13 protein-coding genes are annotated in these 17,381 nt (G+C 74.1%); 10 read left to right on the forward strand and 3 right to left on the reverse strand.

Annotated elements, in window-relative coordinates; genetic code table 11:
* Positions 1-145: 145 nt before the first annotated feature.
* The 9 genes from QUY26_RS22285 (at position 146) to QUY26_RS22325 (ending at position 13,188) form a co-directional block, all read left to right on the forward strand.
* Complete coding sequence (locus tag QUY26_RS22285) at positions 146-2,995, forward strand: FAD-binding and (Fe-S)-binding domain-containing protein (protein ID WP_289949409.1); 2,850 nt, start codon at positions 146-148, stop codon at positions 2,993-2,995.
* A gap of 249 nt (positions 2,996-3,244) precedes the next feature.
* Positions 3,245-4,231 carry an EamA family transporter gene (locus tag QUY26_RS22290; RefSeq protein ID WP_436840519.1) on the forward strand — a complete coding sequence of 329 codons (987 nt, stop codon included), beginning with the start codon at positions 3,245-3,247 and terminating at the stop codon, positions 4,229-4,231.
* Between the two features lie 130 nt (positions 4,232-4,361).
* Positions 4,362-5,168, forward strand: a complete 807-nt coding sequence (locus QUY26_RS22295) for a TIGR03084 family metal-binding protein (RefSeq protein ID WP_289949413.1) — start codon at positions 4,362-4,364, stop codon at positions 5,166-5,168.
* Between the two features lie 59 nt (positions 5,169-5,227).
* A complete protein-coding gene (locus QUY26_RS22300) occupies positions 5,228-6,922 on the forward strand; it encodes an acyclic terpene utilization AtuA family protein (RefSeq protein WP_289955919.1) in 1,695 nt (564 codons plus the stop codon).
* A complete protein-coding gene (locus QUY26_RS22305) occupies positions 6,919-8,517 on the forward strand; it encodes an acyl-CoA carboxylase subunit beta (protein WP_289949415.1) in 1,599 nt (532 codons plus the stop codon). The genes QUY26_RS22300 and QUY26_RS22305 overlap by 4 nt, the downstream gene beginning before the upstream one ends.
* Before the next feature lie 21 nt (positions 8,518-8,538).
* Positions 8,539-10,413 carry an acetyl/propionyl/methylcrotonyl-CoA carboxylase subunit alpha gene (locus tag QUY26_RS22310; protein WP_289949416.1) on the forward strand — a complete coding sequence of 625 codons (1,875 nt, stop codon included), beginning with the start codon at positions 8,539-8,541 and terminating at the stop codon, positions 10,411-10,413.
* Positions 10,414-10,553: 140 nt separating this feature from the next.
* Positions 10,554-11,717, forward strand: coding sequence for an acyl-CoA dehydrogenase family protein (locus QUY26_RS22315; protein WP_289949419.1), 1,164 nt, complete (start codon positions 10,554-10,556; stop codon positions 11,715-11,717).
* Between the two features lie 9 nt (positions 11,718-11,726).
* The gene (locus QUY26_RS22320; protein WP_289949421.1) at positions 11,727-12,488 is read left to right on the forward strand and encodes an enoyl-CoA hydratase family protein; all 762 of its coding nucleotides are present in this window, start codon (positions 11,727-11,729) and stop codon (positions 12,486-12,488) included.
* Positions 12,489-12,579: 91 nt separating this feature from the next.
* Entirely contained in the window at positions 12,580-13,188 is a 609-nt protein-coding gene (locus QUY26_RS22325) for a TetR/AcrR family transcriptional regulator (protein ID WP_289949423.1), read from the forward strand.
* 10 nt (positions 13,189-13,198) lie between these two features.
* Here the strand turns inward: QUY26_RS22325 and QUY26_RS22330 are convergent, their stop codons facing one another.
* Positions 13,199-13,663 (reverse strand): cupin domain-containing protein, encoded by a 465-nt coding sequence (locus tag QUY26_RS22330; RefSeq protein ID WP_289949425.1) that lies wholly within the window; start codon positions 13,661-13,663, stop codon positions 13,199-13,201.
* A gap of 118 nt (positions 13,664-13,781) precedes the next feature.
* On the reverse strand, positions 13,782-14,882 hold the full coding sequence (locus QUY26_RS22335) for a citrate synthase 2 (protein ID WP_289949428.1): 1,101 nt from the start codon (positions 14,880-14,882) through the stop codon (positions 13,782-13,784).
* A gap of 262 nt (positions 14,883-15,144) precedes the next feature.
* Here QUY26_RS22335 and pdxH point away from each other — a divergent pair, with 262 nt between their 5' ends.
* Positions 15,145-15,894, forward strand: a complete 750-nt coding sequence (pdxH, locus tag QUY26_RS22340; RefSeq protein ID WP_436840520.1) for a pyridoxamine 5'-phosphate oxidase — start codon at positions 15,145-15,147, stop codon at positions 15,892-15,894.
* Between the two features lie 145 nt (positions 15,895-16,039).
* On the opposite strand, the gene QUY26_RS22345 is transcribed toward pdxH, so the two are convergent.
* Positions 16,040-16,906, reverse strand: a complete 867-nt coding sequence (locus tag QUY26_RS22345) for an alpha/beta fold hydrolase (RefSeq protein ID WP_289949430.1) — start codon at positions 16,904-16,906, stop codon at positions 16,040-16,042.
* Positions 16,907-17,381 lie beyond the last annotated feature (475 nt).

A 17,381-nucleotide genomic window follows, 5' to 3' on the forward strand; every position in this document is an offset into this window, starting at 1 on the left:
GGTCGGCCGTGCCTCCCGGTGCCGGGTTCGGTCGTTCGGCGTCGGCGGGGTGGGTGGGGAGCCTCCCCTCTCCCCGGTGGGCACAGCCGCGGGCCGACGGCGGCGTTGATGTTGGGGGTGAGTCGGCGTGGGCAACCTCTGGGGCATGGGTACTGGGAACGAGTTGGAGCAGGTGCTGCGGCGTGCGGTCCGGGGGGACGTGGACTTCTCCGTGACGGGGCGGGCGTTGAACACGATGGACGCGTCGAACTACCGGCGCGTCCCGCTGGGCGTCGTCGCCCCGCGCGACGTGGCCGACGTGGCCGCGGCCCTGGCCGCGTGCCGGGAGCACGACGTGCCGGTGGTGGCGCGCGGCGGCGGGACGTCCATCGCGGGTCAGGCGACCGGGACAGGAGTTGTCCTGGACTTCACCCGGCACATGGCGGACATCCTGGAGCTCGACCCGGAGGCCCGCACGGCCCGCGTGCAGCCCGGCCTCGTACTGGACACCCTGCGGAGCGCCACCGCGGCGCACGGCCTGACGTTCGGCCCCGACCCCTCCACGCACAGCCGCTGCACCCTCGGCGGCATGATCGGCAACAACTCGTGCGGTTCTCATTCCGTGGCCTGGGGCACGACCGCGGACAATGTTCGAGGGCTGACCGTCGTCACCGCCACTGACACCACGGGCGCCCCCCGCGTGCTGGAGCGGGGCACCTGGGACGGTGCCCCGGACGGCCTGCGCGCCCTCGTCGAAGGCGATCTCGCCCTGCTCCGTACCGGCTTCCCCGACCTCCCCCGCCGCATCTCCGGCTACGCACTCGACTCCCTCCTGCCGGAGCACGGCCCCGACCTGCCCCGCTTCTTCTGCGGCAGCGAAGGCACCCTCGGGATCCTCACGGAAGCCACGGTCCGCCTCGTCGAGGCGCCGCGCGCCCGCGCCCTCGCCGTCCTCGGCTACGCCGACGAGAGCGCGGCCGCCGAGGCCGCCCCCGGCCTGCTCCCGTACCGGCCCCTCACCGTCGAGGGCATGGCCGCCGACCTCGTACGCGACCCGGGCGGCCTGCCCAAGGGCGGCGCCTGGCTGTTCGTGGAGACCGGCGGCGGCACACCCGGGGAGGCCGGCGCGGCCGCCGAGGCCGTGGTGCGGGGCGCGGACTGCGTGGACGCCGTCGTCGTCAGCGACCCCGCGCGCCAGCGCGCCCTGTGGCGGGTCCGCGAGGACGCCTCCGGCACGGCCACCCGCATGCCCGACGGCACGGAGGCCTGGCCCGGCTGGGAGGACTGCGCCGTGCCGCCCGCCCGCCTCGGGACCTACCTCCGCGACTTCCGCGCCCTCCTCGCCGAGCACGGCCTGCGCGGCACTCCGTACGGGCACTTCGGCGACGGATGCATCCATGTGCGGATCGACTTCGACCTGCTCACGGACCCCGGCATCGCCCGCTTCCGCCGCTTCTCGGAGGACCTCGCCGACCTCGTCGTCGCCCACGGCGGCTCCCTCTCCGGCGAGCACGGCGACGGGCAGGCCCGCGCCGAACTGCTGCCGAAGATGTACGGGACCGAACTCGTCCGCCTCTTCGAGCGCGTCAAGGACCTCTGGGACCCCGCGGGCCTCCTCAACCCCGACATGCTCGTCCGCCCCGCCCCCCTCGACACCAACCTCCGGTTCACGCCCTTGCCCCGAAAGCCCGTTGACGTCGCCTTCGGCTACCCCCACGACGGCGGGGACTTCGCCGCCGCCGTCCGCCGCTGCGTCGGCGTCGCCAAGTGCCGTACGACGACGGCCGCGTCCGGCGGCGGCGTGATGTGCCCGTCCTTCCGCGCCACCGGCGAGGAGGAGCACTCCACGCGCGGCCGCGCCCGGCTCCTGCACGAGATGCTGGCCGGAGAGGTCGTCGAGGACGGCTGGCGCTCCACCGAGGTGCGCGACGCCCTCGACCTGTGTCTGTCCTGCAAGGGCTGCCGCTCCGACTGCCCGGTCGGCGTCGACATGGCCACGTACAAGGCGGAGTTCCTGCACCACCACTACGCGGGGCGGCGCAGGCCCGCCGCGCACTACGCGATGGGCCGCCTGCCGCGCTGGCTGCGCGCCGTCGCCGCCACCCGCACGGCCCGCGTCGCCAACCTCCTCGCCGCCGTCGGCCCGCTGGCCGCCCTCGCCAAGCGCCTCGGCGGGATCGAGCCCCGGCGGGCGCTGCCGAAGGTGGCACCGGTCACGTTCCGGCGTTGGTGGCGTCGGCGGACGCGCGGGGGCGGGCCCGCGGGGCGTACGGGCGCCCCCATCGGGCCCGGCGGTTCCCGCGGCACCGTCGTTCTGTGGCCCGACACTTTCACCGACCACCTCTCGCCCGCCGTCGCCCGCGCCGCCGTCCGCGTGCTCGAAGCCGCGGGCCTGACCGTCGTGCTGCCGCCCGACGGCGTGTGCTGCGGGCTCACCTACGTCTCCACGGGCCAGCTCGACCAGGCCCGCGCCGTGCAGCGCCGCACCCTGGAGCTGATGCGTCCGCTGCTCGCCGATGGCGTACCCCTCGTCGTCCTCGAACCGAGCTGCGCGGCGGCCCTGAAGACGGACCTGGTCGAGCTGGCCGCGCCGGACGAGCCGGGGGCGCGGGAGCTCGCCGCGTCGGTGGTCACGTTCGCGCAGGCCCTGGAGGAGTACGCCCCCGACTGGCGGCCGCCGCGCCTGGACCGCGCGGTCGTCGGCCAGACCCACTGCCACCAGCACGCCGTCCTCGGCGACGCGGCCGAACGCCGGCTGCGCGCCGCCGCGGGCCTCGACGGCGAACTGTCCGGCGGCTGCTGCGGTCTCGCGGGCAACTTCGGCTTCGAGAAGGGGCACTACGACGTGTCGACGGCCTGCGCCGAGGAGCAGTTGCTGCCCGCCGTCCGGCAGGCCCCGCCCGGCACGGAGGTCCTCGCGGACGGCTTCTCCTGCCGCACTCAGCTGGACCAGCTGGCGGGGGTGCGGGGGCGGCACCTGGCCGAGGTCCTCGCGGAGGCGCTGGACAACGGGTGAGGGATGCGGGTGAGGGGTGCGGGTGAGGGGTGCGGGTGAGAGGTGGAGGCGGGCGGGGGCTTTTCGGGGTGTGCGGCGCAGTGCGGTCTTCGTAAGCTGCGAAAGGGTTTCACATCCCTGACGTAGTCCATTACCTTGGACGGCGAAGTCCATGAGCGTGGACTGTACGGCTGGTCGTCGCGGCAGCGACGGCGGGAAAGGCGTGGCGTGAACATCTCTCGTACGGACGGGGCGGCGGCGCCCGAGGGCATGGCTGCCGCCGAGGCGCCGGTCACGGTCGGACAGCCCGAGGTGGCGGGCGCGGCCGACGCCGCGGCCGGGGGTGGGGGCGGCCGACGCGCCGCCCTCGGTCCCGTCGGCCTGGTTCTCGCGGGCTGTGTCTCCGTCCAGTTCGGCGGGGCCATCGCCGTCAGCCTCATGCCGCGTGCCGGGGCGCTCGGCGTCGTCACGCTGCGGCTCTTCTTCGCCGCGCTCGTGCTGCTCGTCATCTGCCGCCCCCGCCTGCGCGGGCACTCCCGCTCCGACTGGGGCACTGTCGTCGCCTTCGGCGCCACGCTGGCCGCGATGAACGGCCTCTTCTATCAGGCCGTGGACCGCATCCCGCTGGGCCCGGCCGTGACCCTCGAAGTCCTCGGCCCGCTCGCCCTGTCCGTCATCGCCTCGCGCCGCCTGGTGAACCTCGTCTGGGCGGGGCTCGCCCTGTGCGGCGTCTTCCTGCTCGGTGGCGGCGGCTTCGGCGAACTCGACCCGGTCGGCGTGGCGTTCGCGCTCGCCGCGGGGGCGATGTGGGCGGCGTACATCGTGTTCAGCGCGCGGACGGGGCGGCGCTTCCCGCAGGCGGACGGCCTCGCCCTCGCGATGGCCGTGGCGGCGGTCCTCGTGCTGCCCCTCGGCATCGTCGAGTCCGGCTCGAAGCTGACGGTCCCCAGCACCCTGGGCCTCGCGGCGGCCGTCGCCGTCATGTCCTCCGTGCTGCCCTACACCCTCGAACTCCTCGCCCTGCGCCGCCTGCCCGCGTCCACGTTCGCCGTGATGATGAGCCTGGAACCGGCCATCGCAGCCCTCGCGGGCTTCCTGATCCTCAGCCAGTCCCTCACCCTCGTCGAATCCCTCGCGATCGGCCTCGTCATCGCGGCAAGCATGGGCGCGGTGCGGACGCAGGTCGGGCGGGGGAAGGCGAAGGTGCCGTCGGCCGAGAGGGCGGGGGCGGGCCAGTCGGCGCCCGCTTCCGAGTAGTCGGGTCGCCGCTCGGGGTCTGACCGGAAAGCGACCCGCCCCCTCCGGAAAATAACCAAGCACGCTTGCTTGTTTCTCGTGGCGCTGCCATGCTCCCTGGCACACCGCCCTGCCCGGAGGGGAGCGCACCGTGTCCGACGTCAGTGCCGTGCTCGACGATCTGCGCGCCGAGAGCGACGAACTCGACCACCTGGTCGGGGACTTGGGAGAGGCGAGCTGGGCGCTCGACACCCCCGCGGTCGGCTGGACCATCGCCCACCAGATCGCGCACCTCGCCTGGACCGACCGGGCCGCACTGCTCGCGGTGACCGACGCCGACGCCTTCGCCGCGCACGCGGCCGTCGCGCTGAAGTCGCCGGACACCTTCGTCGACGACGGCGCCCGGGAAGGGGCCGCGGTGCCCCCGGGCGAGCTGCTCGCGCGGTGGCGGGACGGGCGGGACGCGTTGCAGCGCGCGCTGCGGGAGGCGCCCGCGGGGGCCCGCTTCCCCTGGTACGGGCCGCCCATGTCCGCCGCGTCCGTCGCGACCGCGCGGATCATGGAGACCTGGGCCCACGGCCAGGACGTCGCCGACACCCTCGGCGTCCGGCGCGCCCCCACCGACCGCCTCCGGCACGTCGCCCGCATCGGCGTCCGGGCCCGCGACTACGCGTACGCGGTACGCGGACTCACCCCGCCCGCCGAGGAGTTCCGCGTCGAACTCCGGGCGCCCGGCGGCGACGTGTGGACGTACGGGCCGGAAGGCGCGGCCCAGCGCGTCACCGGCCCCGCCCTCGACTTCTGCCTCCTCGCCACCCGCCGCGCCCACCGCGACGACCTGGCACTGACGGCGGAGGGCCCCGACGCCGAGCACTGGCTCACCATCGCCCAGGCGTTCGCGGGGCCGCCGGGGGAAGGCCGGGCGAGCGTGAAGGGCGCAGGGGAGGGCGGGGCGTGAGCGCGGAGGCCGCCGGGCGGGGTGAACAAGGCGCCGGAGCCGCCCGTAGGCACGCCCCCCTGCGTATCGGCAACGCCTCCGGCTTCTACGGCGACCGCCACTCCGCCGTGCGGGAGATGCTCACCGGCGGCCCCCTGGACGTCCTCACCGGTGACTACCTCGCCGAGCTGACCATGCTCATCCTCGGCCGCGACCGGCTCAAGGACCCGGACCGGGGGTACGCGAAGACGTTCCTGAAGCAGATGGAGGAGTGCCTGGGGGAGGCCCTCGACCGGGGCGTACGGGTCGTCGCCAACGCGGGCGGACTCAACCCGGCGGGCCTCGCCGAGCAGCTGCGGGAGCTGGCGGAGCGCCTCGGCCTGGACGTGCGCGTCGCCCACGTGGAGGGCGACGACCTCGGCGCCCGCTTCCGCGACGCCCTCACCGCCCACGCCTACCTCGGCGGCTTCGGCATCACGGAGGCGCTGCGCGCGGGCGCCGACGTCGTCGTCACCGGCCGCGTCACCGACGCCGCCCTCGTCACCGGACCCGCCGCCGCCCACTTCGGCTGGGGCCCCGGCGACCACGACCGGCTCGCGGGCGCCGTCGTCGCCGGTCACGTCCTGGAGTGCGGCACCCAGGCCACCGGCGGCAACTACGCGTTCTTCGGCGAGCTCGACCCCAAGGCCCTGCTCCGCCCCGGCTTCCCGCTCGCCGAGGTGCACGCCGACGGCTCCTGCGTCATCACCAAGCACGACGGGACGGGCGGTGTCGTCGACGTCGGCACGGTCACCGCGCAGCTCCTGTACGAGACGTCCGGCGCCCGCTATGCCGGGCCCGACGTCACCGCCCGCCTCGACACCGTCCGCCTCGCCCAGGCCGGGCCGGACCGCGTCCGCGTCGAGGGCGTGCGGGGCGAGGCGCCGCCGCCCACCCTCAAGGTCGGTCTCACCCGCCTCGGCGGGCACCGCAACGAGGTCGTGTTCGTCCTCACCGGCCTCGACGTCGACGCGAAGGCCGCCCTCGTCCGCGCCCAGATCGAGGACGCGTTCAGCCACTCCAAGTCCCGCCCCGCCGAGGTGCGGTGGGAGCTGGCCCGCACCGACCGCCCGGACGCCGACACCGAGGAGACCGCGAGCGCCCTGCTGCGGCTCGTCGTGCGCGACCGGGACGCGGACGTGGTGGGCCGCGCCCTCAGCGGCGCCGCGATCGAGCTGGCCCTCGGCAGCTACCCCGGCTTCCACGTCACCGCCCCGCCCGGCAAGGGAACTCCATACGGCGTGTTCGAGGCGGTGTACGTCGACGCCGCCTCCGTACGGCAGGTGGCGGTGACGCCGGACGGGCTGCGGGTGGACGTCCCTGCGGCCTCGGCCACGGCGGGCGGCACGCGGGAGTTGGCCGACGTGGAGCCGCCTGAGCTGCCCGAGCCGCTGGCGTACGACCGGACCCGGCGCCTGCCGCTCGGGACCGTCGCCGGTGCCCGCAGCGGGGACAAGGGCGGGGACGCCAACGTCGGCGTGTGGGTGCGTACCGACGACGCCTGGCGGTGGCTCGCCCATCACCTGACCGTCGAAAGGTTCCAGGGTCTGGTCCCGGAGAGCCGCGAGCTGAAGGTGACCCGGCACGTGTTCCCCAACCTCCGCGCCCTCAACTTCCACGTCGAGGGGATCCTCGGCGAGGGAGTCGCCTCACAGGCCCGCTTCGACCCGCAGGCCAAGGGCCTCGGCGAGTGGCTGCGCGCCCGCCACCTCGACATCCCGGAGGTACTGCTGTGACCGTGCTCGCGTCCGCGCTCGACCCGGCGAGCCCCGAATACGCCGACCACCGCGCCGCCATGCTCGCCAAGCTGGCCGAACTCGACGCCGAGCAGGCCAAGGCGCTCGACGGGGGCGGCGAGAAGTACGTCAAGCGCCACCGCGACCGGGGCAAGCTGCTCGCGCGGGAGCGCATCGAGCTGCTGCTCGACCCGGACACGCCGTTCCTGGAGCTGTCGCCGCTCGCGGCCTGGGGCAGCGAGTACCCGGTCGGGGCCTCCATGGTGACCGGCATCGGCGTCGTCGAGGGCGTGGAGTGCCTGATCACCGCCAACGACCCGACGGTACGCGGCGGAGCCAGCAACCCCTGGACGCTGAAGAAGGCGTTCCGCGCGCACGAGATCGGGCACGCCAACCGGCTGCCGTCCATCCACCTGGTGGAGTCGGGGGGCGCCGACCTGCCCTCCCAGAAGGAGATCTTCATCCCGGGCGGTGCCCTGTTCAAACACCTCACGCGGTCCTCGGCGGCGGGGATCCCCACCATCGCCGTGGTCTTCGGCAACTCCACGGCGGGCGGCGCCTACGTCCCCGGCATGTGCGACCACGTGATCATGGTCAAGGAGCGCGCGAAGGTGTTCCTCGGCGGGCCGCCGCTGGTGAAGATGGCGACCGGCGAGGAGAGCGACGACGAGTCGCTCGGCGGCGCCGAGATGCACGCCCGCACCTCCGGCCTCGCCGACCACCTCGCCGAGGACGAGCACGACGCGCTCCGCCAGACCCGCCGCGTCGTCGCCCGCCTCAACTGGCGCAAGGCGCACCCCGGCCCGGCCGCCCCCGCCCAGCCGCCCAAGTACGACGCCGACGAACTCCTCGGCATCGTCCCCGGCGATCTGCGCACCCCCTTCGACCCGCGCGAGGTCATCGCGCGCGTCGTCGACGGCTCCGACTTCGACGAGTTCAAGCCGCTGTACGGGGCGAGCCTGGTGACGGGCTGGGCGAGCCTGCACGGCTACCCGGTCGGCATCCTCGCCAACGCGCAGGGCGTGCTGTTCTCCGCGGAGTCGCAGAAGGCCGCCCAGTTCATCCAACTCGCCAACCAGCGCGACATCCCGCTGCTCTTCCTGCACAACACCACCGGCTACATGGTCGGCAAGGAGTACGAGCAGGGCGGCATCATCAAGCACGGCGCCATGATGATCAACGCGGTGTCGAACTCGAAGGTCCCGCACCTGTCCGTCCTCATGGGCGCCTCCTACGGCGCCGGGCACTACGGCATGTGCGGCCGCGCCTACGACCCCCGCTTCCTGTTCGCCTGGCCGAGCGCCAAGTCCGCCGTCATGGGCCCGCAGCAGCTCGCGGGCGTCCTGTCGATCGTGGCGCGGCAGTCGGCGGCGAAGGGCAAGCCGTACGACGACGACGCGGACGCGGCGCTGCGGGCGATGGTGGAGCAGCAGATCGAGTCCGAGTCGCTGCCAATGTTCCTCTCGGGGCGGCTCTACGACGACGGCGTGATCGACCCGCGCGACACCCGCACCGTCCTCGGCATCTGTCTGTCCGCGCTGCACACGGCCCCGGTCGAGGGCGCGCGCGGCGGCTTCGGCGTCTTCAGGATGTGAGGGAAGTTGACGGAAACACCCATGATTTCCAAGCTGTTGGTCGCCAACCGCGGCGAGATCGCCTGCCGCGTCTTCCGTACGTGCCGTGAGCTCGGCATCGCCACGGTCGCCGTGCACTCCGACGCCGACGCGGACGCGCTGCACGTGCGCGAGGCGGACGAGGCGGTACGCCTGCCGGGGGCGGCGCCCGCCGAGACGTATCTGCGCGGCGAGCTGATCGTGAAGGCCGCGCAGGCGACGGGCGCGGACGCGATCCACCCGGGCTACGGCTTCCTGTCGGAGAACGCCTCCTTCGCGCGGGCCGTCGCCGACGCGGGCCTGCGGTGGATCGGGCCGCCGCCGGACGCCATCGAGGCGATGGCGTCCAAGACCCGCGCGAAGGAGCTGATGGGGATCGCGCCGCCGCCCGTGGACGCGATCACGGCGGCCGACCTTCCGGTGCTCGTGAAGGCGGCCGCGGGAGGCGGCGGGCGCGGCATGCGGGTCGTACGGGAACTCGACGCCCTCAAGGGGGAGTTGGAGGCCGCGCGGGCCGAGGCGGCGAGCGCCTTCGGGGACGGCGAGGTGTTCGTCGAGCCGTACGTCGAGGGCGGGCGGCACGTCGAGGTGCAGGTCATGGCCGACGGGCACGGGACGGTGTGGGCGCTCGGGACGCGCGACTGCACGCTCCAGCGCCGCCACCAGAAGGTCGTCGAGGAGGCCCCGGCGCCGGGGCTCTGCGACGAGCAGGTCCGTGAGCTGCACGACCTGGCGGTCCGGGCCGCCCGCGCCACCGACTACCGGGGCGCGGGCACCGTCGAGTTCCTGCTCGCCGCCGACGGCACCGCGCACTTCCTGGAGATGAACACCCGCCTCCAGGTCGAACACCCGGTGACGGAGGCCCTGTTCGGGCTCGACCTCGTCGCCCTCCAGATCCGGATCGCCGAGGGCGAACCGCTGCCGGACGCCGAACCGCCGCCCGCGCACGGCCACGCCGTCGAGGCCCGCCTGTACGCGGAGGACCCGGCGGCCGGATGGGCCCCGCAGACCGGCACCCTGCACCGCGTCGCCGTGCCGGACGGGGTGCGCCTCGACTCCGGCTACGCGGACGGCGACACCGTCGGCGTGCACTACGACGCGATGCTGGCGAAGGTCGTCGCCCACGCCCCGACCCGTGCGGAGGCCCTGCGCAAGCTGGCCGGGGCCCTGGAGCGCACCGAGATCCACGGCCCGGTCACCAACCGGGACCTCCTCGTGCGCTCCCTGCGGCACCCGGAGTTCGCGGCGGCCCGCATGGACACCTCGTTCTACGACCGGCACGTGCCCGAGCTGACGGCCCCCGGCGCGGGCCCGGACGTCCGGCACGCGCCGCTCGCCGCCGCCCTCGCCGACGCCTGCGGACGCTCCCGCTTCGGCGGCTGGCGCAACCTGCGCTCCCAGCCCCAGGTCAAGCGGTACCGGACCGTGGCGGACGGCGTCGAGCACGAGGTCAGGTACACGCACACGCGCGGCGGTCCGGTCGCCGACGGCGTGCGGGTGGTGCGGGCCGCGCCCGACGCGGTGGTCCTCGAAGTGGACGGCGTACGGCGGGAGTTCGCCGTGACGTCGTACGGGGACGGGCGCGTGTACGTCGGGAACGTGGCCCTCGACGCCGTGTCGCTCCTGCCCGAGCCCACCGCGCGGCAGGAGCCGGGCTCGCTGCTCGCGCCGATGCCGGGCACGGTCCTGCGGGTCGCGGAGGGCCTGGCCCAGGGCGCGCGGGTCGAGGCGGGGCAGCCGGTGGTGTGGCTGGAGGCGATGAAGATGGAGCACCGCGTGGTGGCCCCGGCCGCGGGCGTGCTCGCCGCGCTGCACGCCGTCCCCGGCCGGCAGGTCGAGGTGGGCGCGCTGCTCGCGGTGGTCCAGGAGGACGCGTAGCCGACGGCGGGCGGCCCCGAAGGACGCAGGGCCGCGGCGGCCCAGGAAGACGCACGGCTCACCGCGGCCGAGGACGACGTACAGCTCACTCAGCTCACTCATCTCACTGTGGTCAAGGAAGACGTACAGGAGGAAGAACCGTGAACGCTCCCGTGCTCGAAACCGAGGAACACCAGGCGCTGCGCGCGGCCGTCGCGGCGCTCGGCAAGCGCTACGGCCGGGACTACATGACCCGTGTCGTGCGCGAGGAGGGGCACCCCGACGCGCTGTGGGCGGACGCCGCCAAGCTGGGCTACCTGGGCGTGAACCTGCCCGAGGAGTACGGCGGCGGGGGCGGCGGAATCGCCGAACTCGCCATCGTGCTGGAGGAGTTGGGTGCGGCCGGCAGCCCGCTCCTGATGATGGTGGTGTCCCCGGCGATCTGCGGCACCGTGATCGCCCGCTTCGGCACCGAGGCGCAGAAGCGGACGTGGCTGCCGGGGCTCGCCGACGGCAGCCGCACGATGGCGTTCGGCATCACCGAGCCCGACGCGGGCTCCAACTCGCACCGCATCACCACCACCGCCCGCAGGGACGGCGACGACTGGATCCTGACCGGCCGCAAGGTCTTCATCTCCGGCGTGGACATCGCCGACGCGACCCTGATCGTCGGCCGCACCGAGGACGCCCGCACGGGCAAGCTGAAGCCCTGCCTGTTCATCGTCCCGCGCGACGCGCCGGGCTTCGCCCGCCACCGCATCGACATGGAACTCCAGGCCCCGGAGAAGCAGTTCGAGCTGGTCCTCGACGAGGTGCGGCTGCCCGCCGACGCGCTGGTGGGCGACGAGGACGCCGGTCTGCTCCAGCTCTTCGCCGGACTCAACCCGGAGCGGATCATGACGGCCGCGTTCTCCCTCGGCATGGCGCGCTTCGCCCTCGCGCAAGCCGTCGCGTACGCCAAGGAACGCAGCGTGTGGAAGTCCCCGATCGGCGCGCACCAGGCCATCGCGCACCCGCTGGCCCAGTCCCACATCGAGATCGAGCTGGCCCGCCTGATGACGCAGAAGGCGGCCCGGCTCTACGACGACGGCGACGACATGGGCGCGGGCGAGGCCGCGAACATGGCGAAGTTCGCGGCGGCCGACGCCTGTGTGAAGGCCGTCGACCAGGCCGTGCACACCCTCGGTGGCAACGGCCTGACCAAGGAGTTCGGGCTCGCCTCGCTGATCGTGGCGTCCCGGGTCGCGCGGATCGCGCCGGTGAGCCGGGAGATGATCCTCAACTTCGTGTCCCACCAGACCCTGGGCCTGCCCAAGTCGTACTAGGGAGTTCTGATGGAATTCCGGACAGGTTCCGTCCTGGTCTCGGCTCCCGACCGGGGCATCGTCACCCTCACCCTGGACTCGCCCGCGAACCGCAACGCGCTCTCGGCGGCGCTCGTGGCCGAACTGGCGGACGCGCTCACCGAGTTGGGTATGGACGACGGCGTGCGCGCACTGGTGCTCACCCACACCGGCAACACCTTCTGCGCGGGCGCCGACCTGCGCGAACCGCCGGACCCGGGGGCGTTCGTGGCGCTGCTCAGGCAACTCGTCGAGCTGCCCAAGCCGGTGGTGGCGCGGGTGCGCGGGCACGTCAGGGCGGGCGGGCTCGGGCTGCTGGGGGCCTGCGACATCGTGGTGGCGGGCGGCCCCGACGTGTCGTTCGCGCTGACCGAGGTGCACATCGGCGTCGTCCCCGCGGTGATCTCCCTGACGCTCCTGCCCCGCCTGGAGGCGCGCGCCGCGAGCCGCTACTACCTCACCGGTGAGCGCTTCGGCGGGGCGGAGGCGGCCCGCATCGGCCTGATCACGGCCTACGCGGGAGCCGACGACTGCGTCGGCGTGGTCCTCGATCCGGTGCTCGACGGGCTCCGCAAGGCCGCTCCGGGGGCGCTGGCCGACGCGAAGAAACTCGTCACGGCTAGGGTTCTTGACGCATTCGACAAGGAAGCGGACGCCCTCGTGGCCCTCTCCGCCCACCGCTTCGGCTCCGCCGAGGCCAAGGAGGGGATGGAGGCGTTCCTGGAACGACGGGAGCGGTCGTGGGCGCTGTGACCGGGAGGCGTCGAGGGGCGCCGTGACCGGGGGACGTGGAGGGGCGCTGTGACCGAGGAGTACGGAGGGGCGGCATGACCGGGGAGTGCCGATGGCCGGCGTGATCGAGGACGACCGCGCGCCCAAGCAGGACCGCAGCCGGGTCACCCGGCAGCGGCTCCTGGAGGCGGCCGTGTCCTGCCTCGCCGAGCACGGCTGGGCGGGCTCGACGGTGTCCGTGGTCGCCGAGCGGGCCGGGGTGTCGCGGGGCGCCGCCCAGCACCACTTCCGCACCCGAGAGGAACTGTTCACCGCGGCCGTCGAGTACGTCGCCGAGGAGCGGTCGGCCGCCCTGCGCGGGCTCTTCCCCGAGGGCGCCGCGGCCGGGGCCGACCGGACCGCGGTCGTCGCGGCCCTGGTCGACCTCTACACCGGCCCCCTCTTCCGGGCCGCCCTGCAGCTCTGGGTCGCCGCCTCCAACGAGGACCAGCTAGGGCCCCGGGTCGCCGAACTCGAGGCCCGGGTCGGCCGCGAGACGCATCGCATCGCGGTGGAGCTCCTCGGGGCCGACGAGCGCGTGCCCGGGGTCCGGGAGACCGTCCAGGGGCTGCTCGACATGGCACGCGGCCTCGGCCTCGCGAACCTCCTCACGGACGACGGGGCCCGCCGCAAGCGGGTGGTGGCGCAGTGGGGGCGGCTCGTGGACGAGGCGTTGGGCTGACGGTCCCGCGCTACTCGAACGAGCAGCCCGGGTTGGGCGCGTCCTGGGACAGGGGCGCGCCGCGCGGCAGGACGTAGAGGACGTCGAGGACGAGCGGGCCGGACCCGAGGTTCCGGCCGATGTGGACGTTGCCGGGGCCCGGTGGCTCGTAGGCGCGCGAGCCGGTCGGGTAGACGCCGTCCGACGCGCACGTCTTGTCGAAGTGGCTGAGGGTGCCCTTCTTGATCACCGCGTGCAGGGGGCCGTCGTGGTAGTGCCAGCCGGTGGTCTGACCCGGCGGGACGGTGACGCGCCGCACGATGTAGTCGGTGTCGCCGACGGTGCTCTGGTGGATCAGTTCGCCGGTGACGCCCGGGCCGGGCGGGGTGGCACGGGCGGACGTGGGGGCCGCGAGGGGCAGGGCGAGGGCGGCGGCCGCCGCGAGAGCCGTACCGGAACCGGTGAGCAGACGTGCGCGTGTCGGCTTCCGCCGCATGGGGACCGTCCTCAGCTGTTGTCGGCCTGCGGGCGCGCCCCCGGGAGCCGGAGCCCCGGGGGCGCGAGCCGGGGCGTCCCTGCCCCGGCCCGGCGCCGACGTCCCGGCGGTGCGGCGCTCAGCCCGTGAGGTCTCCATACCCAGCGATCTCGTGCGGAGCACGCGCCGCGGGGCCCACATAGCGCGCGGACGGCCGCACCAGGCGCCCGGTGCGCTTCTGCTCCAGGATGTGCGCCGACCACCCGGCGGTGCGGGCGCAGGTGAACATCGAGGTGAACATGTGCGCGGGGACCTCGGCGAAGTCGAGCACGATCGCTGCCCAGAACTCCACGTTGGTGGCGAGCACCCGGTCGGGCCGGCGGGCGTGCAACTCGTCCAGCGCGGCCTTCTCCAGCGCCTCGGCGACCTCGAAGCGCGGCGCGCCCAGCTCACGGGCGGTGCGGCGCAGCACCCGGGCCCGCGGGTCCTCGGCGCGGTAGACGCGGTGCCCGAAGCCCATCAGCCGCTCGCCCCTGTCGAGGGCTTGCTTGACGTAGGCGACGGCGTCACCGGTGCGCTCGATCTCCTCGATCATGCCGAGGACACGGGAGGGCGCACCGCCGTGCAGCGGCCCGGACATGGCGCCGACGGCCCCGGAGAGCGCGGCGGCCACGTCGGCGCCGGTGGAGGCGATGACACGGGCGGTGAAGGTGGAGGCGTTCATGCCGTGCTCGGCGGCGGACGTCCAGTACGCGTCGACGGCCTGGACGTGCCGGGGATCGGGCTCACCGCGCCAGCGCCGCATGAAACGCTCGACGACGGTCTCGGCCTTGTCGATCTCGCGCTGGGGGACCATCGGCAGGCCCTGGCCGCGGGCGGACTGGGCGACGTAGGAGAGCGCCATGACGGCGGCGCGCGCGAGGTCGTCGCGGGCCTGGGCCTCGTCGATGTCGAGGAGCGGGCGCAGGCCCCAGACGGGGGCGAGCATGGCGAGCGCGGACTGGACGTCGACGCGGATGTCACCGGAGTGCACGGGGATGGGGAACGGCTCGGCCGGGGGCAGTCCGGGGTCGAAGGCCCCGTCGACGAGCAGGCCCCACACGTTGCCGAAGGAGACGTTGCCGACCAGGTCCTCGATGTCGACGCCCCGGTAGCGCAGGGCACCGCCTTCCTTGTCCGGTTCGGCGATCTCCGTCTCGAACGCGACGACTCCTTCAAGTCCGGGTACGAAGTCGGACATCAGGCGGCTCCTCATGATGTGGGCGACACGGTGTGTACGGCGATGTGTGTACGACTGGCATGTGTGCGACCCGAGGCCTGGGCTCTGGGGTCGGGGTAACCCGGTGATGCCCCGCGCGGCCGGAGGTCACCCAACCGACACGGCTTCGGAACGATAACCCTTGGTGCCACCCTTGGCGATGGACTGCGGCACCCAGTGCCACACATCACCTTCAGGTGGGGCCGCGCGCCCGCCGACTGCCGCTGTGGGGCGAGGTGTTCGGATACGGCAAGATGACCGCGTGACCGACTTCCGCGCCACCGCGCCCGACGCGCCCGGGCCTGCCGCCTCCGGCCTCGGCGGCGCCCTCTCCGACGTGGCCGCCATGCGTGCGCAGTACCGCGCCGACGGCATCGCAGAGGCCGACTTCCCCGCTGATCCGATCGAACAGTTCGGGCACTGGTTCGCGGCCGCGGCGGCCGAGGCCGCCGCCGCGGACGGGGTGATCAGGGAGCCGAACGCCATGGTCGTGTCGACCGCGGACGCGCAGGGCCGACCCAGCTCCCGCACGGTGCTCCTGAAGGGCTACGACGCGCGGGGCTTCGTCTTCTACACCAACTACGAGTCCCGCAAGGCCCGGGACATCGGCGCCAACCCGTATGTCTCGCTGCTCTTCCCCTGGCATCCGATGGCCCGGCAGGTGATCGTCGCGGGTACGGCGGAGCGGATCGGGCGGGACGAGACGGTGCGCTACTTCCGGGGGCGGCCGCACGGGTCGCAGCTCGGCGCCTGGGCCAGCGCGCAGTCGTCCGTCATCGCCTCCCGGGACGAACTGGACGCCGCGTACGCGGAGTTGGCGGCGCGGTATCCCGAGGGCGAGCAGGTCCCCGCGCCGCCGAACTGGGGTGGCTATCGCGTCACCCCGCTGTCCGTCGAGTTCTGGCAGGGCCGCACGAACCGGCTGCACGACCGCCTGGTCTACAGCCGGGCCGCCCCGGACGCCTCCTGGGCCCTGCAGCGCCTCAGCCCTTGACCGGGGCCGAGCGCCTCAGCCTCTGACCGGGGCCGAGCGCCTCAGCCCCTGACCGGGGCGGCGGCCTCATGGGGTGGCGCCCTCATGGGGCCGTGGCCTCGTGGGGGCCGTGGCCTCGTGGGGCGGCGGTGACGGGCCGGTGGGGTCAGGACCCGGCCAGGACGCCGTCCAGGAACGGCTCGATCGCCTGCCGCCAGCCCTCCGGCTGGTCGTAGTGGACGAGGTGGCCGGCGTCGGGCACCTCCGCGTACGCCCCACGGGGCAGGACGCGGACCATCTCCTGGGACTCGGCCCGGCCCAGCTCGCCGTCGAGCCCGCGCACGACGAGCGCGGGGCACTGGACCTGCACCAGCTCCTCCCAGTGCGCGTCGTACACCCAGGTCTCGCGGGACTTCAGCATCTGCGCGGGGTCGAAGACGGGCCGCCAGCCGTCCTCGCCCTCGGCCATGACCTCGGAGAAGAACGCGCCGCGTGAGGGGTTCGGCCGCTCCACCCACGGATCGTCCTCGCCGAACCACTTCCGCACGTCCGCGAGCGTCGCGAACGGCACCGGCCACGACTTGAACCAGTCCTCCCACTCCCGCTGGGAGGCCGCGCCGAGGGCCGACGCGCGCATGTCGCAGATGATCAGGCCCCGGACCAGGTCCGGGCGGCGCGCGGCGAGCTGCCAGGCGGTGAGCGCGCCCATGGAGTGCCCGATGAGCACGGCGGGCGCGAGGCCGAGCTGTTCCAGGGCGGCCTCGGCGTCGTCCACGTACGCCTCGCGGTCGTAGGGCCCTTCGGCGGGTTTGTCGCTCTGGCCGTGGCCCCGCTGGTCGAGGGCGACCGCGCGGTGGCGCTCGGAGAGCCAGCGCGCCGTGCTCGCCCAGTGCGAGGCGCGGCCCATCAGGCCGTGCAGTAACAGCACTCCGCCCGGAGGCGAGTCGGCCTCCCTGGATTTGGGAGGGTCGGCGTACTCCCAGGCGGCGAGGCTCACGCCGCCCGCGCCGGTCACGTCGATGCGTCGCACCATGGTCCCAGGCACCCCCCTTGACTCCGCTCGGGTCGTTCACTCGCGCGCCCCGGCACGCTATCGAACTCTCATTCGGTAGCGGCCGTCTTGCCGCCAACACCCCTCGTTCGGGTGACCATGCTCAAGGATTGACCGCCGCCGCCGAGGGGAGATCTTCCACGGGGGGCGGGCCGCTTGGGGAAGCGGGTCCGAGGGGGGTGACCCTGGGAGCTCGGGGCTCCGGGTCAGTACAGGGGAGGACAGGCCCCGGCGCCCAAGGGCGCCGGGGCCCTCTGTGTGCGCGCCGCGCGCGGCGCCGCTCCCCGCGCGTCCCGGTCCACCTGTCGGGCACATCCTCCGCCCCTTCTCCGGCGCCGCCCCGGTACCGGCACGGTCAAGAGCCCTCACGTCATATGCCTCACGCGACAGCCTCGCACGCAAACCGTCCCGGCGCTGCGATTCGGCACACTGAATCTTGGATTCCGGCGGGTCTCGG

This window comes from Streptomyces flavofungini, assembly GCF_030388665.1.
Classification (GTDB): domain Bacteria; phylum Actinomycetota; class Actinomycetes; order Streptomycetales; family Streptomycetaceae; genus Streptomyces; species Streptomyces flavofungini_A.